Raw genomic sequence first — 21,226 nt, forward strand, 5'->3', positions numbered from 1 at the left:
GCGGAGTGGCCCGACGGCGACGGCACCGCCCACGGGCACCTGGGGGTGCTCAGCGCGTTCGTGCCCGGGGCGCAGGACGGGTTCGAGCTCGCCTGCGACCTCGCGCGGCGCGGGGAGTCGTGGGCCGCCCCCACCCCCGACAGCGCCCCCGCGGGCGGCAAGGACACGGAGGACGAGTGACCCACGCACGGCTCCTCGGCAGCGACACCCCGCTGGCCGAGCGCTACGACCTGGCCCTGGTGGACCTCGACGGCGTCGCGTACCGCGGCCACGAGCCGATCGACGGCGCCGCCGCCGGGCTCGCGGGGGCGCGCGCCGCGGGCATGCGGCTGGTGTTCGTCACGAACAACGCCTCGCGCGAGCCGGAGTCGGTCGCGGACCAGCTCACCTCGCTGGACATCCCGACGCGGCCGGGTGACGTGCTGACCGCCGCGCAGGCCTGCGCGGCGCTGCTGGCGACCCGTCTGCAGCCTGGCGCGAAGGTGCTCGTGGTCGGCGGTGCCGGGCTCGTCACCGCCGTGCGGGAGGCGGGCTTCGAGGTCGTCACGTCCGCCGACGACCGGCCGGAGGCGGTGGCCCAGGGCTTCGCCCCGGAGCTCGGCTGGGCGCAGCTGGCCGAGGCGGCGTACGCCGTGGCGGGCGGCGCGTGGTTCGTCGCGAGCAACCTCGACAAGAGCCTGCCGACCGCCCGGGGCTTCGCGCCGGGCAACGGCGCGCTCGTCGGCGCGGTGCAGGCGGCGACGGGCGTGGTGCCCGACAGCGCGGGCAAGCCGGCGGCGACGATGTACGAGATCGCGGTCGAGCGGCACGGCGCGCGGGCGGCGCTGGTCGTCGGCGACCGGCTGGACACCGACCTGGCGGGCGCCCGCACGGGCGGGTTCGCGGGGCTGCACGTGCTCACGGGCGTGAGCACGGCCCGCGACGACGTCCTGGCGCCCGCGGGCCTGCGGCCGCACTACATCGCCGCGGACCTGGGGGGCCTGCTGGTCCCGCACCCCGCGCCGGTGCCGGCGGCGGAGGGGTGGTGGGCGTGCGGCGCGGCTGCGGCCCGCGTGACGTCCGGGCGCCTGGAGCTGGGCGGGGACGCGCCCGTGGGTGTCGACCTGGTGCGGGCGGCCTGCGCCGCGGCCTGGGCGGCGGTCGACGGGGGCGAGGAGCTGGACGAGTCCACCGTCCCCGACCTGCGTGTCACCCCCGAGGACGCCGCGGGGGCGGTCGCCGGCCGGTAGCCTGGCCGGCAGCGCAGGGGTGCACACACAGCAGACGTGGGACCAGCCGGGGGGACGCGACGGGGCCAGCAGGCCGGTCGGTCGCGGGCTGGCGGCAGCCGCCGCGGGCGGAGTGGGGAGTGGAGCCGTGGAGCCGACGGGCGACCAGGCGGTCGACCAGGCGGTCGTGCGCCTGACCGAGGTCACCGAGCTCACCCTGCGCGAGCAGCTCGCCGTGTTCGACGCCGTGCACGCGGCCCTGCAGGACCGGCTCGCCGACGCGGAGGGCTGAGGCGGGTGCCGACGCGCGTCGACGCCGCCCTCGTCCGTGACGGGCTCGCCCGGTCGCGGAAGCACGCGGCCGAGCTCATCGCCGCGGGCCGGGTGACGGTCGACGGCGCGCCCGTGCGCCGCCCGGCGGCGCCGCTCGGCGACGGCCAGCACCCGCGCGTCGAGCCGGGCGCGGACGGTCCCGGGGACGACTGGGCGTCCCGCGGCGCGCACAAGCTGCTCGGGGCGCTCGACGCGTTCGCCGACGTCGTGGTCGAGGGCCGCGACTGCCTGGACGCCGGGGCGAGCACGGGCGGGTTCACCGACGTGCTGCTGCGCCGCGGTGCCCGCCGGGTGCTGGCGCTGGACGTCGGGCACGACCAGCTGGTCCAGCGGCTGCGGTCCGACCCCCGGGTCGAGGCGCGCGAGGGTGTCAACGTGCGGTACCTGACCCCGGCCGACGTCGACCCGGCTCCCGGGCTCGTGGTGGCCGACCTGTCGTTCATCTCGTTGACCCTGGTGCTGCCGGCGCTGGCCGCGGTCGCCGCGCCGGGCGCCGACCTGCTGCTCATGGTGAAGCCGCAGTTCGAGGTCGGGCGCGAGCGCCTGGGCTCGGGCGGCGTCGTGCGCAGCGCGGACCAGCGTGCGGAGGCGGTGCTGGCCGTCGCGGCCGTCGCGCAGAAGCAGGGTCTGCAGGTGCTCGGCGTGGCGCGCAGCCCGCTGCCGGGACCGAGCGGCAACGTGGAGTACTTCCTGCGGCTGCGCCGCAGGACCGAGCGCACCGGCACCCAGCGCACCGGCACCCAGCGCACCGGCACCCAGCCCGGTGCGCACACCGGCGACGCCCTCACCGGCGACGCCCTCGCGGCCCGGGTCCGGGCCGTCGTCACCGAGCAGGAGGAGGGCGCATGACCAGCAGGCGGGTCCTGGTCGTCACGCACAGCGGGCGGGCCGAGGCGGTCACGGCGACCGAGGAGGCCGCCGCCGCGCTGGAGGCCGCCGGCTTCACGCCGGTGCTCGCGGGCGAGGACGTGCCCGGCATGGCGTTCCACGACATCGAGCTGGCGATGATCCTCGGCGGCGACGGCACGATCCTGCGCGCCGCGGAGCTCGCGCGCGGTGCCGGGGTGCCGCTGCTGGGGATCAACCTGGGCCACGTGGGCTTCCTCGCGGAGAGCGAGCGGGACGACATCAAGGAGGCGGTGCGCCGGATCGCGGCGGGGGACTACACCGTCGAGGAGCGCACGACGCTCCAGGTGCAGGTCCAGGTGCCCGGACGGCGGGACCCGGTGACGGGCTGGGCGCTGAACGAGGCCGCGCTGGAGAAGGCCGAGCCGGCGCGGATGGTCGAGGTCGTGCTCGAGGTGGACGACCGCCCGCTGTCGAGCTTCGGCTGCGACGGCGTCGTGCTGGCGACGTCGACCGGCTCCACCGCGCACGCGTTCTCGGCGGGCGGCCCCGTCGTGTGGCCCGAGGTCGACAGCCTGATCGTGGTGCCGCTGTCGGCGCACGCGCTGTTCGCGCGCCCGCTGGTGGTCGGGCCGCGCAGCGTCGTCGCGGTCGAGGTGCTGACGCGGTCGCCCTCGGCGGCGGTGCTGGTCTGCGACGGGCGCCGGCACATCGAGGTGCCCGCCGGCTCGCGCGTCGAGGTGCGCCGGTCGCCGGTCCCGGTCAGGCTGGCCCGGCTGACCCCGGCGCCGTTCACGGACCGGCTGGTGAACAAGTTCGGGCTCCCCGTGGTCGGATGGCGGGGGCGCGCCCCGGAGATCCCGGCGCGCGACCGTGTGCCCGGCGCCACCCGCGCGCCGGCCGACGAGGACTGAGGAGCGGACGCGCGCGTGTTCGAGGAGATCACGATCAGCGACCTGGGCGTCATCACCGGCGCCCAGATCCGGCTGCACCCGGGGCTGACCGTCCTGACCGGGGAGACCGGCGCGGGCAAGACGATGGTGCTGACCGGGCTGAACCTGCTGCTCGGCGGCAAGGCCGACCCGGCGACGGTGCGGACCGGCGCGACCACGGCGGTCGTCGAGGGCCGGGTGGTCGTGCCGGAGGGCTCGCCGGTGCTGGAGCGGGCCGAGGAGGCCGGGGCCGCGGTGGACGACGACGGCGCTCTGCTGCTGGTCCGCACGGTGCAGGCCGCCACGGACGGCTCCGCGGGCCGGTCCCGGGCGCACCTCGGCGGCCGCTCGGTGCCGCAGGCGGTGCTGGGCGAGCTCGCGGAGCAGCTCATCACCGTGCACGGTCAGCAGGACCAGGCCCGGCTGCGCTCCCCGCAGCACCAGCGCGAGGCCCTGGACGCGTTCGCGGGGGCGGCGCACGGCGCCCTGCTCGGGGAGTACCGGCAGGCGTGGGCGGAGCGCGGCCGGCTGCAGGCGACGATCGACGACCTGACCGCCCGGCGGCAGGACCTCGCCCGCGAGGCCGAGCTGCTGCGGCTCGGGCTGGCGGAGGTCGAGCGGATCGACCCGCAGCCGGGGGAGGACGTCGACCTGGCGCGGGAGATCGAGCGCCTGGAGCACGCGGAGGACCTGCGCGCCGCCGCCTCGGGCGCGCACGCGGCGCTGCTCGGGGACGAGGACGCCGGCGACGAGGGCGCGAACGCCGCGGCGCTGGTCGAGCACGCGAAGAGGCTGCTGGACGGCGCCGGGAGCCACGACGCCCGGCTGGCCGAGCTGCGCGACCGGGTGGCGGAGGCCGGCTACCTGCTGGCGGACGCCGCCACGGAGCTGTCGTCGTACCTGCAGGACCTGCAGGCCGACCCGCTGCGCCTGGACGCCGCCCAGACCCGGCGCGCCGAGCTCGCGTCCCTGACCCGCTCCTACGGCGAGGACGTCGACGCGGTGCTGCGCTGGGCGGACGAGAGCGGCCGCCGGCTGCTCGACATCGGCGACGGCGACGAGAGGGTCGCCGGCCTGACGGCCGAGCGGGACGCCCTGGACGGGCGGCTCGCCGACCTCGCGGGGCGGATCGGCGCGGCCCGGCGGGAGGCCGCCGAGCGGCTCGCGGCGACCGTGTCGGCCGAGCTGGCCGGGCTCGCGATGGGCGGCGCCAGCCTGACCGTCCGGGTCGAGGCTGCGCCCGAGCTGGGCCCGCACGGTGGAGATGTCGTGGAGATGCTCCTGGTCCCGCACCCCGGCGCGCCGGGCCGGCCGCTCGGCAAGGGGGCGTCCGGCGGCGAGCTGTCGCGGGTCATGCTGGCGCTCGAGGTGGCCCTCGCCACGTCGCCGGACCGCGGCGAGCACACCCCGGGGACGTTCGTGTTCGACGAGGTCGACGCCGGCGTGGGCGGGCGCGCCGCGACCGAGGTGGGGCGCCGGCTGGCGGCCCTGGCGCGGGGTTCGCAGGTCCTGGTGGTGACGCACCTGGCCCAGGTCGCCGCGTTCGCGGACCGCCACCTGGTGGTCACCAAGTCGCGGGACGGCGCCGTCACGGCGTCGGACGTGGCTGAGGTGGCGGGGGAGGACCGGGTCCGCGAGCTGGCGCGGATGCTGTCCGGCCAGGAGGAATCCGGCACGGCGCGCGCGCACGCGGCGGAGCTCCTGGAGCTGGCGGATCTGGCACGATGAACGGCGATGAAACTCCTGCCCTCGCGTAAGCGCTCCGCCGCGTCCCCCGGGGGCGAGCTCGTCGGCCCCGCCCGGGTCGACCCCCGCACCAAGTCGCTGACCAAGCGCCTGCGTCCGGGTGAGATCGCCGTGATCGACCACGTCGACATCGACCGGGTGTCGGCCGAGGCGCTCGCCGCCTGCAAGCCCGCCGCGGTGCTCAACGCCGCGCGCTCGACGTCCGGCCGGTACCCGAACCTCGGCCCGGACATCCTGGTGTCCGCGGGCATCCCGCTCGTCGACGACCTCGGTCCCGACGTGATGACCCTGCGCGAGGGCCGCACGCTCCGCGTCGAGAACGGCGCGGTGTACGACGGCGACACGCTTGTCGCCGAGGGCACCGTGCAGACCGAGCAGACGGTGGCGACCGACCAGGCCGCCGCGCGCGAGGGCCTGTCGGTCCAGCTCGAGTCGTTCGCCGCGAACACGATGGACTACCTGCGCCGGGAGCGCGACCTGCTGCTCGACGGCGTGGGCGTCCCGGACATCACGACGCAGATCGAGGGCCGGCAGGTGCTCATCGTGGTGCGCGGGTACCACTACAAGGAGGACCTGGTCACGCTGCGGCCGTACATCCGCGAGTACCGCCCGGTGCTCGTCGGCGTGGACGGCGGCGCGGACGCGATCCTCGAGGCCGGCTGGACGCCCGACATGATCGTCGGCGACATGGACTCGGTGTCCGACCGGGCGCTGCGCTGCGGCGCCGAGATCGTGGTGCACGCGTACCGGGACGGCCGCGCGCCGGGACTGGCGCGCGTCGACCAGCTCGGCGTGCCGCACATCGTGTTCCCGGCGACCGGCACCAGCGAGGACGTCGCGATGCTGCTGGCGGACGACAAGGGCGCCGAGCTGATCGTCGCCGTCGGCACGCACGCCACGCTCGTCGAGTTCCTGGACAAGGGCCGGTCGGGCATGGCGTCGACGTTCCTCACCCGGCTCCGGGTCGGCAGCAAGCTGGTCGACGCCAAGGGGGTGTCCCGGCTCTACCGGAACCGGATCTCCAACCTCCAGCTGACGCTGCTCGTGCTCGCGGGCCTGCTCGCGCTCGGCGTGGCCCTCGCGTCGACGACCGCCGGCCAGACCCTGATCGGGCTGGCCGCGGCCCGCTGGGACGACTTCGTCTACTGGCTCGGGTCGCTGTTCGGCGGGTCGTCATGACGCGCGCCGCCACGCCCCGACCCGCCACCTCCCGTGCCGCGCACGCGCCGGCACCCGATCGAGAGCCCTCCCTGTGATCGACTTCCGCTACCACCTCGTCTCGCTGATCTCGGTGTTCCTCGCGCTCGCGGTGGGCATCGCCCTCGGCGCCGGCCCGCTCGAGGAGACGATCGGCAACACGCTCACGGGGCAGGTGGACCAGCTGCGCAGCGAGCGGGACCAGCTGCGCTCGGACCTGGACGAGGCGGGCTCCGACCTCGCCGCGTCCGACGCGTTCGTCGAGGCCGCGGGCGCCGAGCTCGTCGCCGGCACGCTCGACCAGCGCCGCGTGGCCGTGATCGGGCTCGGCACGGTCGACGGCGACGCGCGCGACGCGATCGAGGCGCAGCTGACCGCGGCGGGCGCGACCGTCAGCGCGGACGTGACGCTGAACGAGGCGTGGTCGTCCACCGACCTGCGGTCGTTCCGCCAGGCGCTCGTCGGCAACATCAGCAGCTACCTCGACCCGCAGCCGGCCGACGACGCCACCGCCGACACCTCGCTGTCGGAGGCGCTGGTGCAGGGCCTCACGGGCGCCGACCCGGCCAACCCGGACGCCCTGAGCGCCGACGCGGCGACGCTGCTCGAGTTCATGACGTCCGGCGACTCGCCGCTCGTGACCGTCGAGGGCGAGATCACCCAGCCCGCCGACGCGATCGTGCTGGTGGCGCCCACCGTCGCGCCCGAGGCCGTCCCCGCCGACGCCACGCCCGACGCCGACGAGGCCGCGGCCGTGCTGCAGTCGCAGATCGCGCTCGCCCGGGTCGCGCAGACCCGGTCCGAGGGCGCGGTCGTCGTCGACGGCCCGGTCACCGACGGCACGCTCGTCGCGACGATCCTGGGCGACGACTCGGCGGCGGAGGCGATCACCACGGTGAGCGACGGCGACACGTCCGCCGGGCAGGTGTCGGTCCCCCTGGCGCTGAACGCGCGGATCGGCGGCACCAACGGCCACTACGGCCGCGGGGGCGACCTCACGACGATCCCCACCGCGACGACGCTGACCCCGCCGGACCGCACGCCGGTCGCGACCGGGGACGCGGGCGCGGGCGACGCCGCGGGCGACGTCACCGGCGACGCGGGCGAGGGCGCCGCCGACGAGGGGGCCCAGGGGTGAGCACCGCCCGCCGCCTCGCCGCGGCCGTCGCCGCGCGCGTCACGACGACGGTCGTCCGCGGCCTCCTGGACGACGAGCCCCCGGGCGGCGCGCGCCGCTGGGAGCGCACCAACCACCGGGGCGAGCCGGTGAGCCTGCTCGGCGGCCCCGCGGTCGCCGCGGGCGTGCTGGCCGGCGGTCTGGTCGGCGCCCCGTCGGCCCGGGACGGCGCGGCGCTGGCCGTCGCCACCACCAGCGCCACGGCGTTCGGCCTGGTCGACGACCTGACCGAGGACCGCGAGGGCACCGTGCGCAAGGGCCTGCGCGGCCACCTGGGCGCGCTGGCCCGCGGCGAGGTCACCACGGGCGGGCTCAAGGTGCTCGGCATCGGCGCGGGCGCGCTGGTCGCCGCCGCGCTGAGCCGGCCGCACGACCGGCTGCCCGCGGGCCGCGGCGCCGCGGCGGCGGTCCGGCTGGCCGACGTGGTCGCGGACGGCGCGCTGATCGCCGCCACCGCCAACCTGGTCAACCTGCTCGACCTGCGGCCCGGGCGCGCGCTGAAGGCGGCGACGATCGCCGCCGCGCCCGCCGGGCTGCTGGGCGGCCGCGGCGGGGCCACGTCGGCCGCGGTGCTGGGCGCCGCCGTCGTCGAGCTGCCGGCGGACCTGGGCGAGCGGGACATGCTGGGCGACTCCGGCGCGAACGCCGTCGGCGCGGTGCTCGGCACGGCGGCGGTGCAGGGCTGCCCGCGGCCGGTGCGGCTCGCGCTGCTGGCCGGCGTGGTCGCGCTGACCGTCGCCTCGGAGAAGGTGTCGTTCACGCAGGTGATCGCGCGCACGCCGGTGCTGCGCGAGCTCGACGCGTGGGGGCGCCGGCCGGCGCACGTGCCCGGGGTGCCGGGGCGGTGAGCCGCCGGGCCGTCCTGTCCGGTCTGGCGGGCGCCGCGGCCCTGATCTCGGCCGTGACGGTCGTCAGCCGGCTGCTGGGCTTCGCGCGCAACCTGGTCTTCACGAACGCGGTCGGGCTCACCGACGTCGGCGACGCCTACAACTGGGCGAACACGCTGCCCAACGTGCTGTTCGAGGTGGCCGCGGGCGGGGCGCTGGCCGGCGCGCTGATCCCCGTGATCGCCGGGCCGCTGGCCCGCGGGATGCGGGACGACGTGTCGCGGATCGCGTCCGCGATGCTCGGCTGGACGCTCGGCGGGCTGGTGCTGATCGGCGCGGTCCTCGCCCTGGCCGCCGAGCCGATCGCCGCGCTGTCCCGGGTGGACACCGCCGCCGAGCGCGACCTGGTGACGTTCTTCGTCCGCGTGTTCGCGGTGCAGCTGCCGCTGTACGGGCTCGCCGTGGTGCTGTCCGGCGTCCTGCAGGCGCAGCGGAGGTTCTTCTGGCCGGCGTTCGCGCCGGTGCTGTCGAGCCTGGTCGTGATCGGCGCGTACGCCGGCTACGGGCGGCTGCTGGCGGACGCGGGCGTCGCGGGCGGGGCCGGCGAGGCGTCCCTGCTCCCCGACGGGGCCGCGGCGCTGCTGGCGTGGGGCACGACCGCCGGCGTGGCCGCGATGGGCCTGTGCCAGGTGGTGCCGGTCTGGCGGTCCGGCGTGCGGCTGCGGCCCGCGCTGCGGTTCCCGGACGGGGTCGCCGCCCGGGCGCGCGGGCTCGCGCTCGCCGGGATCGGGGCCCTGGTCGCCCAGCAGCTCGCGGTGCTCGTCACGATCACCCTCGCCCAGTCCTACGGCGGCGAGGGCGCGCTCTCGGCGTGGCAGACGATGGTGCAGCCCACCTACCTGCTGCCGTACGCGGTGCTCGCGGTGCCGCTCGCGACCAGCACGTTCCCGCGGCTCGCCGCCGCGGCGCAGCGCGAGGGCCGGCCCGGCTACGCCCCGCTCGCGGCGGTGACGACCCGGGGCGTGCTCGTCGCCGGGGCGACCGGCGCGGCGATGCTCGTGGCGGTGGCGCCCGCGGCGACGGCGGTGTTCCGGGCGATCGGCCGCGGCAACACCGACCTGATCGCCGCCGTCGCGGATGCGCTGACCCTCGTCGCGCCGGGGCTCCTCGGCTTCGCGCTCGTCTTCCACGTGTCCCGGGCGCTGTACGCGCTGGAGCGCGGCCGGCTGGCGGTGCTCGCCGCCAGCGCCGGCTGGCTGACCGTGGCCGCGGCGTCCTGGGTCGCGTGCGTGGCGCTCGTGCCGGGCGGCCGGGACGCCGCCGCGACGCTGCACGCCCTGTCGCTGGGCAACACGATCGGCATGGTGGTCGCCGGGGTGGCGCTGCTGGCCGTCCTGCGCGCCGCCGCGGGGGCCGAGGCCGTCGCCGGGTTGACCCGCACCCTCGCGGTGCTGGTCGGGGCGGGCGCCGTCGCCGGCGTCGTCGGCCGGTGGGTGGTGGACGCGGTGCAGGCGCTGACCGACGGCATCCCGGGCGCGGTCGTGGCCGCCGCGGGCGGGGCGGCGGTCGTCGTCGTGCTCGTGGTGGGCGCGGTGGCCGTGCTCGACCGGTCGACGGTGACGGGCCTGCTGCGCCGCGGCGGGCCCGGGGGCGCCGCGGGCGCCGGCGTCGCGGCGGACGCCCTCGTGCCGGGTACGGACCCGGGCCCCGCGACCACCCCGGCGGCGGACGCCGGACCCGCGGCCGAGGTGCCGCACGACGGACCCGGGGAGTCGGGACGATGACCCGACGCGTGCTGCAGGTGCTCGGCTCGAGCGCGGGCGGCGTCGCCCGGCACGTCGCCCAGGTGTCGGCCGCGCTGGCGGCGGCGGGGGACCGGGTGCTGGTGGCCGGCCCGGCCGCGCTGGAGCCGACCGTGGCCGCCGGCCCCGGCGTCGGCTTCGCCGCCGTCGAGATCGCCGACCGCCCGTCCGGCGCGGACGCGCGCGCGGTGGCCCGGCTCGCCGCGCTGGCCCGGGAGGCGGACGCCGTGCACGCCCACGGGCTGCGCGCGGGCGCGCTGGCGGTGCTGGCGGTCCGCGGCCGGCCGCACCGGGGCGCGCGACGCCCGCGGGTGGTGGTGACGCTGCACAACCTCCCGGTCGGCGGCCGGGCGATCCGGTCCGTGTCCGCGGTGCTCGGCCGGGTGGTCGCGCGCGGTGCCGACGTGGTGCTCGGGGTGTCGGGCGACCTGGTCGACCTGGCCCGCGCGCAGGGCGCCCGCCGGGCCGAGCGGGCCCTCGTGCCGGCCCCCGCCCGCCGCTCGCCCGGCCGGGACCGGGACGCGGTCCGCGCGGCGCTCGGCGTCGCGCCGGGGGACGACCTGGTCGTCACGGTGGCGCGGCTGGCCCCCCAGAAGGGGCTGGACACCCTCGTGGCGGCCGCTGCGGCCGTCGCCCGCACCCGGCCCGCGCTGCGCTGGGTCGTCGCGGGGGACGGGCCGCTGCTGGCGGACCTGCGGGCGCGGGCGGAGGCGGCGGGCGCGCCGGTCGACCTGCTGGGCCGGCGCGAGGACGTCGCGGACCTGCTGGCCGCCGCGGACGTCGTCGCGTCGACGGCCGTCTGGGAGGGCCAGCCGCTCGCGGTGCAGGAGGCCCTGGCCCTCGGTGCGGCGCTGGTCGTCACGGACGCCGGCGGCACCCGCGAGGTCACCGGCGACGCCGCGGTGCTGGTGCCCGTCGGGGAGCCGGACGCGTTCGCGGCCGCGCTGACCGCGGTCCTGTCGGACGACGCGCGCCGGACCGCGCTCCGCGACGCGGCCAGGGCCCGCGCCGCGACCCTCCCGGAGGTCGCCGACGTCCTGACCCAGCTGGACGCCGCCTACACCGCCTGATCCCGGGCCCGCCGGGCCGCCGTGGCCGGGGTCACCGGCGTGGGGCGCACGCGGGGCCCGGGACTCGGGTACAGTGGAAGCCCGTGGCAGAGCGCGTACACCGACTCTCCGGGCGGTCGGACACCACGACCCGGCACATCTTCGTCACGGGAGGCGTCGCCTCCTCACTGGGCAAGGGCCTGACCGCCTCCAGCCTCGGCCGACTTCTCCGCTCCCGCGGCCTCCGGGTCACGATGCAGAAGCTCGACCCCTACCTCAACGTCGACCCCGGGACGATGAACCCGTTCCAGCACGGCGAGGTCTTCGTCACCGAGGACGGGGCCGAGACGGACCTCGACGTCGGTCACTACGAGCGGTTCCTCGACGTCGACCTGGTCGGCTCCGCGAACGTGACGACCGGCCAGGTCTACTCGCACGTGATCGCGAAGGAGCGGCGCGGCGAGTACCTCGGCGACACGGTCCAGGTCATCCCGCACATCACCGATGAGATCAAGGCGCGCATGCGGTCGCAGGCCGCCGACGACGTCGACCTCATCATCACGGAGATCGGCGGCACGGTCGGCGACATCGAGTCGCAGCCGTTCCTCGAGGCGGCCCGCCAGGTCCGCCACGAGCTCGGCCGGGACAACGTGTTCTTCCTGCACGTGTCGCTGGTGCCGTACATCGGCCCGTCGGGCGAGCTGAAGACCAAGCCCACCCAGCACTCGGTCGCCGCGCTGCGCAGCATCGGCATCCAGCCCGACGCGATCGTGCTGCGCTCGGACCGGGAGATCCCGCAGTCGATCAAGGCCAAGATCGGCCTGATGTGCGACGTGGACACCCAGGGCGTCATCTCCTGCGTGGACGCCCCGAGCATCTACGACATCCCGCGGGTCATCCACGCCGAGGGCCTGGACGCCTACGTGGTGCAGCGGCTCGGCATGCAGTTCCGCGACGTCGACTGGAGCGGCTGGGACGAGCTGCTGCAGCGCGTGCACCAGCCCGCTCACCACGTCGAGGTGGCGCTGGTCGGCAAGTACATCGACCTGCCGGACGCCTACCTGTCGGTGACCGAGGCGCTGCGCGCCGGCGGCTTCCACCACGACGCCAAGGTGAAGATCCGCTGGGTCCCCTCGGACGACTGCCAGACCCCCGAGGGCGCGCAGCGCGCGCTCGGCGGCGTGGACGCGGTGCTGGTCCCGGGCGGGTTCGGCGTGCGCGGCATCGAGGGCAAGCTCGGCGCCCTGCGCTGGGCGCGCGAGAGCAAGGTGCCGACCCTCGGCATCTGCCTCGGCCTGCAGACGATGGTCATCGAGTACGCCCGGAACGTGCTCGGCCTGGCCGGCGCCTCGTCGTCGGAGTTCGACGCGGACCCCGCGCACCCGGTCGTCGCGACCATGGCGGAGCAGCTCGCGATCGTCGGCGGCGAGGGCGACCTCGGCGGCACCATGCGGCTCGGCTCGTACGAGGCCGTGCTGGCCGAGGGGTCGGTCGCGGCCGAGGCCTACGGCGCGACGCGCGTCACCGAGCGGCACCGCCACCGGTACGAGGTCAACAACGCGTACCGCGACAAGCTGGAGGAGGCCGGCCTGGTCATCTCGGGCGTCTCCCCGGACTCGTCGCTCGTGGAGTTCGTGGAGCTGCCGCGCGAGGTGCACCCGTACTACGTCGCGACCCAGGCGCACCCGGAGTTCAAGTCGCGGCCGACCCGGTCGCACCCGCTGTTCGCCGGCCTGGTCCGGGCCGCGCTCGACGCCCGGGGCGCCAAGGCCGCCCCGAAGGCGAAGGCCCGGGCGTGACGACGGCGCAGGACGCGCGCGGCGGGCCGGCCGACCGGCCCGCCGCGCGGCCCGTGCTCGAGCACACCGACCTGCACCACGGGAAGATCTGGGACCTGGTCTCGGAGACCGTGGACCTGGGCGACTCGCAGGTGGTCCGGGAGTTCGTCGACCACCCGGGCGCGGTCGCGGTGATCGCGCTCGACGAGGACGACCGCGTGCTGCTGCTCCAGCAGTACCGGCACCCGGTGCGCGCCGAGCTGTGGGAGCCGCCGGCCGGGCTGCGGGACGTCGACGGCGAGCCGCCGCACGTCACCGCCGCTCGCGAGCTGGGGGAGGAGGCCGATCTCCGCGCGGAGGACTGGCACCTGCTCGCCGAGTTCGCGAACTCCCCGGGCGGCTCCAACGAGCACATCCTCGTGTACCTGGCCCGCGGGCTGTCCGAGGTCCCGGAGGCCGAGCGGTTCGCCCGCGAGGACGAGGAGGCGGGCATGGTGCCCCTGTGGGTGCCGCTCGACGAGGCGGTCGAGGCGGTGCTGGCCGGCCGCCTGCGCAGCCCCAGCGGCGCCGTCGGCATCCTCGCCGCCGCGGCCTCGCGGGACCGCGGCTGGCGGACCCTGCGCCCGGTCGGCTGACGCGGGGCGGCGCCAGGCGGGCGCGATCCCGCCGCCCGGCGCCGCGTCCGTTCGCCCGGACGGGTGGTCCCCGGTCCCACCGGTCAGGTGACGCCGCCCGCCGCCGATGGGGTGGGGCGTGCGCGCGCGGACCCGCCCCCCGACCGACGGCGCACGCCTGTTCCTCGCGGCCTCGCACACCGCCGGCGCCCTGCTGCTGTGCGCGGTGCTGTGCCTGGTCAGCGCGGTGTGGCCACCCTCGCGGCTGACGCTGGTCGAGGTCTGGTACGGGGGCTCGGCCGCGCTGGCCCTGCTCGCCGCCGCCCTGCTGCTGCTCCGGCGCCGGGCGCGCGCCCCGCTCGCCGCGCTCGTCGGCGCGGTCGGCATCGGCGGTGTGCTGGTCGCGAGCTGCCAGACCCTCGCGGGAGTCGTCACGACGAGCCTGGGCCTGGTGGTCGCCGGCCAGGCCGCGGCCCTGCTGGGCGACCCCCGCGCGGTGCGCCGGGTGCTGGGGCTGGTGGTCGTCGTCCTGGGGCTGGCCATGCTCGTCTCCCCGGTGCCGTTCCGACCCGTCACCTGGCTCGTGCTCGCGGCGACCACGGTCGTGATGAGCGGCCTGGTCACGTACCTGCTCCAGCGCCTGCGGCTGCTGGCCACCACCGACGACCTGACCGGGGCGCTGACCCGCGCGGCGTTCGACGAGCGCGCCGCCCTGCTGCTGCACGACGCGGCGCGCCGGGGCCGGCCGGCGTCGGTGGTCTGCCTGGACGTCGACGACTTCAAGGTCGTCAACGACACCCTCGGGCACGCCGCCGGCGACGAGGTGCTGGTCCGCCTGGTGCGCGGGTGGCGCGACGCGCTCGGCGACGGCGACCTGATCGGCCGGGTCGGCGGGGACGAGTTCGCGGTGGTGCTCGCGGGCCGGGACGCGGGGGCCGCGGAGGACTGGGTCGCCGCGGCGGGGGAGCAGCACGCCGCGGGCGACCCGACGTGGAGCCACGGCGTGGCGCAGGCCGCCGGCGACGAGCCGGTGCGCGCGGTGCTGGCCCGCGCGGACGAGGCGCTCTACGCGCGCAAGGGCCGGCGGGTCGGCGGGTCCGTCTAGCCGCGTCGCGGGGCGCCCGCGACCGCCGGGACGGCGGCGCGCGCACCGTCGGCGGGCGGGTCGGTGGGAGCCGGGTCGGACCAGCGGAGCCGGTCGACCAGGGCCGCGACCCGCGGGACCCGCGCCCCGGCGCGGAGCAGGCCGTAGCCGAGCGCCGCGCCCAGGACGTTGAACAGCAGGTCGTTCACGTCCGCGAGGTGCCCGCCGCCCAGGAGGTGCGCCGTGATCAGCTGGCTGACCTCGATGCCGAGGCTCACGCCCACCGCCACCAGCACGGTGCGCGGCCACGACGACCGCGCGAGCAGCAGCGGCACCAGCACCCCGAGGGGCACGAAGACGGCGACGTTCGTGAGCGCGTCGTCCGCCTGGTAGCCGGAGAGCAGCACCAGCGTCAGGTGGCCGTCCCACGGCGCGTGCGCGCGCGGCTTGTCCAGGAAGATCGGGAACACCGTGTTCGCCACGATCCCCGCCCCGTACCCGCTGAGCGCGACGGCCACGGCGGCCCGGGGCGCGGTCAGCCGCCCGCGGCGGGCGAGGACGGTCAGCAGCGCCGCGAGGGCGACCGCGGCGAGCGGGACGACGACGGGGAGGACGGGGACCTGGCGGAACACGGCGCGACCTGCTCTTCTCGACGGCGGGCACGCCGGCCTGCCCGGCGACCCGCGGCCACGGTGCCAGTGCCCCGCGACGCGGGCATCCACCCGCGGCTGGACCCGGTGCGGTCCGGGTCCGCCCGTGGGCTCAGCGGCTGGTCGAGACGCGGTACTGCGCGTTGGCGAGCGGCACGAACACGACGAGGAAGAGCGCCGACCAGATCAGCGTGTAGACCTCCGGGTGCTGCAGCGGCCACGCGGTCGGCTCGGGCGTGCCGGGCGGGATGTTCCCGAACAGCTCGCGCGCGGCCTGGGTCACCGCCGACACCGGGTTCCACTCGGCGAACGTCTGCAGCGGCGGCGGCAGCGTGTCCAGCGGGACGAACGTGTTCGCGACGAACGTCAGCGGGAAGATCACGATGAACGACGCGTTGTTCACCACCTCGGGGCTCGGCACCAGCATGCCGATCCACGCCATGATCCAGCTGATCGCGTAGGCGAACACCAGCAGCAGCCCGAACCCGGCCAGCGCCTCGAGCCAGGACGAGCGGATCCGCCAGCCCACCACGAGCCCGGTCAGGCTCATCACGACGAGGACGATGACGTTGTTGACGACGTCGGAGAACGTCCGCCCGGTCAGCACGGCCGACGGCGCCATCGGCAGCGACCGGAACCGGTCGAGGATGCCCTTCTTCAGGTCCTCGGCGAGCGCCGCGCCCGTCACCGTCGCCCCGAAGATGACGGTCTGCGCGAAGATCCCGGCGATCAGGAACTCGCGGTAGGCCTGGCCGCCCTCCTCCTGGTCGATCGCCCCGCCGAACACGTAGGAGAACAGCAGGACGAACATGATGGGGGAGAGCGTGGTGAAGACGAGCAGGTCGGGCACCCGCTTGATCTTCATGATGTTCCGCTTGGCGACGACGGACGCGTCGGCCAGCACGTTCGGGACCGCCATCACGCGTCTCCCTGCTTCTCGGGGCTGCCGTCCTGCTCGGCGGTCTTGCCGGTCAGGGCGAGGAACACGTCGTCCAGGGTCGGGCGGCGCAGGCCGACGTCCTCCAGCCGGACCTGGCGCTCGTCGAGCCGCCGCAGCGCCTCGCTGAGCACCTCCGGGCCGCCGGACACCGGCATGACGAACGACCGCCGGCCGTCGTCGACGGAGGGACGGCCGACGCCGAGCGGGGCGAGCACCTCCTCGACGTGCGCGAGCAGCGCGACGTCGGAGACGGTGAGCTCCAGGCGCTCCCCGCCGACCTGCCGCTTGAGCTGGTCGGCGGTGCCCTGGGCGATGATCCGGCCGTGGTCGATGACGACGATCTCGTCGGCGAGCACGTCGGCCTCCTCCAGGTACTGCGTGGTCAGCAGCAGCGTGGTGCCCCCGGCCACCAGGGTCTGGATGACGTCCCACATCTCGGTGCGCCCGCGCGGGTCCAGGCCGGTGGTGGGCTCGTCGAGGAAGATCACGGGTGGGTCGGCGACGAGGGCGCCCGCGAGGTCGAGCCGGCGCCGCATGCCGCCCGAGTACGTCTTGGTCGGCCGGTCGGCCGCGTCCTCCAGCCGGAAGGACGCGAGCAGCTCGCGCGCCCGCTCGCGGGACCGGCGGGCTCCCAGGTGGTAGAGCCTGCCGATCATGTCCAGGTTCTCGTAGCCCGACAGGTACTCGTCCACGGCGGCGTACTGGCCCGACAGGCCGATGCGTCGCCGGACCTCGGCCGGCCGGTCGAGCACGTCGACGCCCATGACGCGCGCGCTGCCGGAGTCGGGCCGCAGGAGCGTGGACAGGACGCGGACGATGGTGGTCTTGCCGGCCCCGTTGGGGCCGAGCAGGCCGAGGACGGTGCCGGCCGGCACCGTGAGGTCGACGCCGTCGAGGGCGGTGACGCCCTTGTAGCGCTTGACGAGCCCGCGGGCCTCGATCGCGTGTTCCATGGGGCGAGCGTAGATGTGACCTACAACACACCAGAAGGGTCCGGGGCGAGCCTGCGGTGGGCGGCGGCGCTCTCCGCCCCCGCGGTGCAGGTCAGAGCGGTGGCGCGGGTCGGCGCAGGCCGGCCGCCTCCGCCCAGGCGGCCGCCTCCGCGCGGGTGGACGCGCCGATCTTGCGGTAGATCGAGCGCACCTGGGTCTTCACGGTGTTGCGCGAGACGAACAGCTTGCGGGCGATGTGCTCGAGCGTGACGTCCTCCGCCAGCTCGGCGAGCACGATGCGCTCGCGCGGGCTGAGGGGTTCGCCCAGCAGTGCGGTCGCGGTCCGGGGGGCGTCGTCGAGGGCGGTCATGGTGGCTCCGATGCTGGGGGTGGGTCGTGCCCGCCGGTCGACCGCGGCGGGCTCCACCCCTTCATTCGGCACGGGAGGGGTTCCCGGACTGGTAGATGAATCGTCAATCAATCACCCGGGTGGCGCTGACCTGCGGGCGAACGGGGTCCCGCCGCAGGTCAGCGCCCGGTGAGCCCGCCCTGCCGGCGGCGGAGGACCACCCGGATGGCGCAACGCGCCGCGCGGCCGCGGCGGGCCGCGAGGCTCGGGCCGCGCGGGTCAGTCCAGGGGGACGGGGGCCGGCGTCGCCGCCGGGGCGGCGGACGGCGCTCGGCGTCCCGCCGACCAGACCGCGCCCGCGCCCGCCAGCACCACCAGGGCGATGCCGCCGAGCGCCGCCACGGGGAGCCGGTCGCCGAGCGCGACGGCCCCCACCAGCGCCGCCATCGCCGGGTCGACCGCGAACAGCGTGCCGACCACCCGTGCGCCCGCCAGCCGGGCGGCCTGGAAGTCCAGCGAGAAGGCCAGGGCGACGCCGATCAACCCGGACAGCACCAGCGGTGCGACGTGCCCGGGCTCCAGCGCCGGGGCCTGCGCCACCTGGAACGGCGACAGCAGCAGGGCGCCGACCGCGACCGACAGCGCGAGGTCGCCCAGCCCGCCGGACCCCGAGCCGACCCGGCCGGCGAGCACCGTGTACCCCCCGAACGCGGCGGCCGCGCCGAGGCCGAGCCCGACGCCGACGGGGTCCAGCCCGCCGGTCGGGGCGCCGACGACCAGGACCACGCCGGCGAGCGCGACGACGGGCAGCAGCCGGGAGCGCCCGGCGGAGGCGACCGCCGCGACCGCGAGCGGTCCGCAGAACTCCAGCGTGACGGCGACGCCGAGCGGGATGCGGTCGAGCGCGGCGTAGAACAGCACGTTCATCGCGGCCATCGCGACGCCGTACAGGGCGATGCCGGCCCAGGCGCGCCGGTCGCGCCCGCGCAGCGCGGGCCGCGTCAGCACGAGCAGGACGAGCGCGGCGGCGGTCATCCGGTAGCCGGACACCGCGAGCGTGCCCAGCTGGCCGAACGCGGACGAGGCGAGCGCGGCCGAGACCTGCACGGACGCGGAGCCGACCAGGACGAAGGCGGCGGCGGTGAGGGCGCGCGGGCGCGCGCCGAGGGGGAACGAGAGCATGGGGGTCCTCAGCGGGACGGCCCGCCGGTGCGGCGGGCGGTGGTCGGGGTGCCGGCGCGGCACGTCGACGCGGGCGTCGGTCGTGCCGGGGTCAGGCCCCGGGCCCCCGGCGCGGGGCGCAGCCCCGGTTGCTCATCGGATCCATGCCGGGAGCGTACGTCCCGGTCGCGGACCGCCCCGAGGGCGTCCGCATGGCGGGCGGGCCGTCGGGCGCCGTGCCGTCGTGCCGTCGCTGCCGCGCCGGCGGCCCGCCCGCCGCGTCCCGGTCAGGCGGCCGCGGCCCGCGGGATGTCGTCGACCGAGGTGTACACCGGGATGCCGCGCCGCCGCGCGATCGCGACGTCGTCGTCGGCGCCCGCCGACTCCCCGGGCAGCCGGAGCACCGCGTCGCAGTGGGCGAGCAGCCGCTCGGCGGTGGGGTGGAGCACCTCCTGTGCGCGCGGGTCGGTCGGGCCGTCGGCGCCCATGCCCGCGAGCACGGGCAGCGCCACCCACTCGCCGATCATCGGCACGTGCCCGCGCTCGAAGATCGGCCAGGCCGCCTCCTCGAGGCGGCGGAGGTTGGCGGCCATGGCGGTGGGGTCGCCGCCGGTCCCGGACTGGTAGGGGCCGGCGATGAGGATCAGCTGTGGAGTCATGCCCCGACCATAACGCGCAAAACCGTGCAAGACTAGGCAGCACCAGGGAGGACCGGGCGAGGACGAGGAGACGCGGATGCTGCCGGCACAGCGACGGGACGAGCTGCTGCGCGTGCTGGGCGCCGAGGGGCGCGTGGTCGCCAAGGACGCCGCCGAGCGGCTCGGGCTGTCCGAGGACACCGTGCGCCGCGACCTGCGCGAGATGGCGGCCGCCGGCCTGTGCCAGCGGGTGTACGGGGGCGCGCTGCCGGTGTCGCCCGCGCTCGCCGACTACGCGGGCCGGCGCACCGTCGCCGTCGAGAACAAGGACCGGGTGGCCCGCCGCGCGGCCGCGCTCGTCCGCCCGGGCAGCACCGCGATCCTCGACGGCGGGACCACGGCGCTCGCCGTCGCCCGCGCGCTGCCGCCCGACCTGCGGGCCACGGTCGTGACGCACAGCCCGACCGTCGCCGCGGCGCTCGCGGAGCACCCGACGGTCGAGGTGCTGGTGCTCGGCGGCCGGCTGTACAAGCACTCGGTCGTGGCGTCCGGGGCGATGCTCGCCGAGGCGGCCGCGGGCGTGTGGGCGGACGTGTTCCTCCTCGGCGTCACCGGCGTGCACCCGGAGGCGGGCCTCACCACCGGCGACGCCGAGGAGGCCGCGACCAAGCGGGCGCTCGCGCGGCGCGCGGGGGACACCTACGTGCTGGCCAGCGCGGAGAAGATCGGCGCCGCGTCGCCGTTCCGGGTGCTGCCGCTGGACGAGGTGGCCGGGGTGGTCACCGACGTCGACCTCGCGGACCCGGCGGCGCGGGCGCTCGCGGACGCGGGGGTGCCGCTCGTGGCGGCGGGCTGACCGCCCGTCAGGCGCGCGTGCGGAACGTCAGCAGGTACCGCGTCGTCCCGGCGGCGAGCAGCGCCGCGCCCAGCATGTGCAGCAGCACCAGCAGGATCGGCAGGTCGGTCGCGACCTGCACGTACCCGATGACGCCCTGCAGCGCGACGAGCCCGACCATCACCCAGCCGCGTCGGCGCAGCAGGCGGGGCCCGCGCCGGTTCAGCCACAGCAGCGCGGCGAGCACGGCGACGAACAGCCACACGGACGCGGCGTGCACCCGGGCCATCAGGTACGGGTCGACGGCGATCCGGTAGCCGACCTCCTCGTCGCCCGAGTGCGGCCCGGCGCCGGTGGTGATCACACCGAGCGTGAGCACGACGGCCACCAGCACCGCGAGCACGGGCGCGAGCCGCCGGGACCACGGCCCGACGACGGGGATCCGCGGCCCGTCGCCCTCGCGGCTGCGGTGCACCAGCAGCGTCGAGGCCGCGACCAGCGCCATCGACACCAGGAAGTGCAGGCTCACCCACGCCGGGTGCAGGTGCAGCAGGACGACCACGCCGCCGATGAGCGCCTGCGCCACGACTCCCGCCAGCGGCGCGAACCCGAGCCAGCGGTACGCGGCCGACCGGTCGCGGTCGAACCAGACGAGCAGCGCGACGGCGACCGCGATGACGCCGAGGACTCCGGTGAGGGTGCGGTTCCCGAACTCGACGTACTGGTGGTAGGTCGTCTCCGGGTGGAACGCGGCGGTGAACTGCCCGGGCTCGCACTGCGGCCACGTCGAGCAGCCCAGGCCGGAGCCGGTGAGCCGGACGGCCCCGCCCGTGACGACGATGCCGATCTGCGCCACCAGGTTCGCCACCAGGACGGGGTGGGTCAGGCGCTCCCGCCACGCCGCGAACCGGGTGGGCGCGGGGCTGACGGGGGCGGCGGCGACGTCGGGGCTCACGGCGACAAGCCTACGGTCCGGCGCGCGTCCCTCGTGCGCGCGCTCACGAGGTCTTGGTCACGCGGCTCCCGGCTCCCGCAGCCGCGCCGAGGCAGGACCCTCGCCGCGAGGTAGGGCCTTCCTGGGTCCTACCTCGGCGCGGAGCTCCTATCTCGCGACGCACGCGCCTCTCG

General features: G+C 76.9%; 21 protein-coding genes and 1 pseudogene. 15 read left to right on the top strand and 7 right to left on the bottom strand.

The features are described from left to right. The 14 genes and pseudogenes from MHY85_RS07935 to MHY85_RS21805 all read left to right on the top strand — a co-directional run. Nucleotides 1–180 (top strand): annotated as a pseudogene (locus tag MHY85_RS07935) (hypothetical protein); the annotation flags it as partial. Beyond that, entirely contained in the window at nt 177–1,229 is a 1,053-nt protein-coding gene (locus MHY85_RS07940; RefSeq protein ID WP_239195256.1) for an HAD-IIA family hydrolase, read from the top strand. The pseudogene MHY85_RS07935 and the gene MHY85_RS07940, both read left to right, overlap by 4 nt. Nucleotides 1,230–1,356: 127 nt before the next feature. Further along, entirely contained in the window at nt 1,357–1,500 is a 144-nt protein-coding gene (locus MHY85_RS07945; RefSeq protein WP_187365301.1) for a hypothetical protein, read from the top strand. Nucleotides 1,501–1,505: 5 nt separating this feature from the next. Continuing rightward, on the top strand, nt 1,506–2,390 hold the full coding sequence (locus MHY85_RS07950; RefSeq protein ID WP_239195258.1) for a TlyA family RNA methyltransferase: 885 nt from the start codon (nt 1,506–1,508) through the stop codon (nt 2,388–2,390). Further along, complete coding sequence (locus MHY85_RS07955) at nt 2,387–3,301, top strand: NAD kinase (RefSeq protein WP_239195260.1); 915 nt, start codon at nt 2,387–2,389, stop codon at nt 3,299–3,301. Before MHY85_RS07950 ends, MHY85_RS07955 begins: the two co-directional genes overlap by 4 nt. A 15-nt stretch (nt 3,302–3,316) precedes the next feature. Continuing rightward, nucleotides 3,317–5,047: a DNA repair protein RecN gene (gene recN, locus MHY85_RS07960; protein ID WP_239195262.1), complete on the top strand. Its 1,731-nt coding sequence runs from the start codon at nt 3,317–3,319 to the stop codon at nt 5,045–5,047. Between the two features lie 6 nt (nt 5,048–5,053). After that, entirely contained in the window at nt 5,054–6,244 is a 1,191-nt protein-coding gene (gene steA / locus MHY85_RS07965; protein ID WP_239195264.1) for a putative cytokinetic ring protein SteA, read from the top strand. A gap of 73 nt (nt 6,245–6,317) precedes the next feature. Next, nucleotides 6,318–7,400: a copper transporter gene (locus MHY85_RS07970; protein ID WP_239195275.1), complete on the top strand. Its 1,083-nt coding sequence runs from the start codon at nt 6,318–6,320 to the stop codon at nt 7,398–7,400. Then, nucleotides 7,397–8,287 carry a hypothetical protein gene (locus MHY85_RS07975; protein ID WP_239195277.1) on the top strand — a complete coding sequence of 297 codons (891 nt, stop codon included), beginning with the start codon at nt 7,397–7,399 and terminating at the stop codon, nt 8,285–8,287. Before MHY85_RS07970 ends, MHY85_RS07975 begins: the two co-directional genes overlap by 4 nt. Next, the gene (murJ, locus tag MHY85_RS07980; protein ID WP_239195279.1) at nt 8,284–10,050 is read left to right on the top strand and encodes a murein biosynthesis integral membrane protein MurJ; all 1,767 of its coding nucleotides are present in this window, start codon (nt 8,284–8,286) and stop codon (nt 10,048–10,050) included. Before MHY85_RS07975 ends, murJ begins: the two co-directional genes overlap by 4 nt. Further along, complete coding sequence (locus tag MHY85_RS07985) at nt 10,047–11,138, top strand: glycosyltransferase family 4 protein (protein WP_239195281.1); 1,092 nt, start codon at nt 10,047–10,049, stop codon at nt 11,136–11,138. Before murJ ends, MHY85_RS07985 begins: the two co-directional genes overlap by 4 nt. Nucleotides 11,139–11,221: 83 nt before the next feature. Then, nucleotides 11,222–12,916, top strand: coding sequence for a CTP synthase (locus MHY85_RS07990; protein ID WP_239195283.1), 1,695 nt, complete (start codon nt 11,222–11,224; stop codon nt 12,914–12,916). Beyond that, complete coding sequence (locus tag MHY85_RS07995; RefSeq protein WP_239195285.1) at nt 12,913–13,530, top strand: NUDIX hydrolase; 618 nt, start codon at nt 12,913–12,915, stop codon at nt 13,528–13,530. The genes MHY85_RS07990 and MHY85_RS07995 overlap by 4 nt, the downstream gene beginning before the upstream one ends. 118 nt (nt 13,531–13,648) lie before the next feature. Further along, nucleotides 13,649–14,614: a GGDEF domain-containing protein gene (locus tag MHY85_RS21805; protein ID WP_239195287.1), complete on the top strand. Its 966-nt coding sequence runs from the start codon at nt 13,649–13,651 to the stop codon at nt 14,612–14,614. Here the strand turns inward: MHY85_RS21805 and MHY85_RS21810 are convergent. From MHY85_RS21810 to MHY85_RS08030, 6 genes are all read right to left on the bottom strand, one after another. Beyond that, the gene (locus MHY85_RS21810) at nt 14,611–15,225 is read right to left on the bottom strand and encodes a VanZ family protein (protein ID WP_239195288.1); all 615 of its coding nucleotides are present in this window, start codon (nt 15,223–15,225) and stop codon (nt 14,611–14,613) included. The two genes, MHY85_RS21805 and MHY85_RS21810, sit on opposite strands and share 4 nt — an antisense overlap. A 130-nt stretch (nt 15,226–15,355) precedes the next feature. Beyond that, nucleotides 15,356–16,162, bottom strand: a complete 807-nt coding sequence (locus tag MHY85_RS08010; protein WP_239195290.1) for an ABC transporter permease — start codon at nt 16,160–16,162, stop codon at nt 15,356–15,358. After that, nucleotides 16,162–17,136: an ATP-binding cassette domain-containing protein gene (locus MHY85_RS08015; RefSeq protein ID WP_239195292.1), complete on the bottom strand. Its 975-nt coding sequence runs from the start codon at nt 17,134–17,136 to the stop codon at nt 16,162–16,164. The genes MHY85_RS08010 and MHY85_RS08015 overlap by 1 nt, the downstream gene beginning before the upstream one ends. Before the next feature lie 91 nt (nt 17,137–17,227). Next, entirely contained in the window at nt 17,228–17,485 is a 258-nt protein-coding gene (locus MHY85_RS08020; protein WP_239195294.1) for a helix-turn-helix transcriptional regulator, read from the bottom strand. Between the two features lie 258 nt (nt 17,486–17,743). After that, a complete protein-coding gene (locus tag MHY85_RS08025; protein WP_239195296.1) occupies nt 17,744–18,646 on the bottom strand; it encodes a DMT family transporter in 903 nt (300 codons plus the stop codon). A 266-nt stretch (nt 18,647–18,912) separates the two neighbouring features. Then, nucleotides 18,913–19,284, bottom strand: coding sequence for a DUF4406 domain-containing protein (locus MHY85_RS08030; RefSeq protein WP_239195298.1), 372 nt, complete (start codon nt 19,282–19,284; stop codon nt 18,913–18,915). Nucleotides 19,285–19,360: 76 nt separating this feature from the next. Here MHY85_RS08030 and MHY85_RS08035 point away from each other — a divergent pair, with 76 nt between their 5' ends. Then, nucleotides 19,361–20,119 carry a DeoR/GlpR family DNA-binding transcription regulator gene (locus tag MHY85_RS08035; RefSeq protein WP_239195300.1) on the top strand — a complete coding sequence of 253 codons (759 nt, stop codon included), beginning with the start codon at nt 19,361–19,363 and terminating at the stop codon, nt 20,117–20,119. 7 nt (nt 20,120–20,126) lie between these two features. Here MHY85_RS08035 and MHY85_RS08040 read toward each other — a convergent pair whose 3' ends face one another. After that, nucleotides 20,127–21,053, bottom strand: a complete 927-nt coding sequence (locus MHY85_RS08040) for a heme A synthase (RefSeq protein WP_239195301.1) — start codon at nt 21,051–21,053, stop codon at nt 20,127–20,129. Between the last annotated feature and the right edge of the window lie 173 nt (nt 21,054–21,226).

Origin of the sequence: Cellulomonas sp. ACRRI (assembly GCF_022346185.1) — a bacterium.
In the GTDB taxonomy this organism is placed as follows: Bacteria; Actinomycetota; Actinomycetes; order Actinomycetales; family Cellulomonadaceae; genus Cellulomonas.

Bases quoted from the DNA above. Each gene is read 5' to 3' on its own strand.
- MHY85_RS07955 (WP_239195260.1), top strand. From the start codon at position 2,387: ATGACCAGCAGGCGGGTCCTGGTCGTCACGCACAGCGGGCGGGCCGAG.
- MHY85_RS07985 (WP_239195281.1), top strand. From the start codon at position 10,047: ATGACCCGACGCGTGCTGCAGGTGCTCGGCTCGAGCGCGGGCGGCGTC.
- MHY85_RS08010 (WP_239195290.1), bottom strand. From the start codon at position 16,162: ATGGCGGTCCCGAACGTGCTGGCCGACGCGTCCGTCGTCGCCAAGCGG.
- steA (WP_239195264.1), top strand. From the start codon at position 5,054: ATGAAACTCCTGCCCTCGCGTAAGCGCTCCGCCGCGTCCCCCGGGGGC.
- MHY85_RS08020 (WP_239195294.1), bottom strand. From the start codon at position 17,485: ATGACCGCCCTCGACGACGCCCCCCGGACCGCGACCGCACTGCTGGGC.
- MHY85_RS08035 (WP_239195300.1), top strand. From the start codon at position 19,361: ATGCTGCCGGCACAGCGACGGGACGAGCTGCTGCGCGTGCTGGGCGCC.
- MHY85_RS08015 (WP_239195292.1), bottom strand. From the start codon at position 17,136: ATGGAACACGCGATCGAGGCCCGCGGGCTCGTCAAGCGCTACAAGGGC.
- MHY85_RS08030 (WP_239195298.1), bottom strand. From the start codon at position 19,284: ATGACTCCACAGCTGATCCTCATCGCCGGCCCCTACCAGTCCGGGACC.
- MHY85_RS08025 (WP_239195296.1), bottom strand. From the start codon at position 18,646: ATGCTCTCGTTCCCCCTCGGCGCGCGCCCGCGCGCCCTCACCGCCGCC.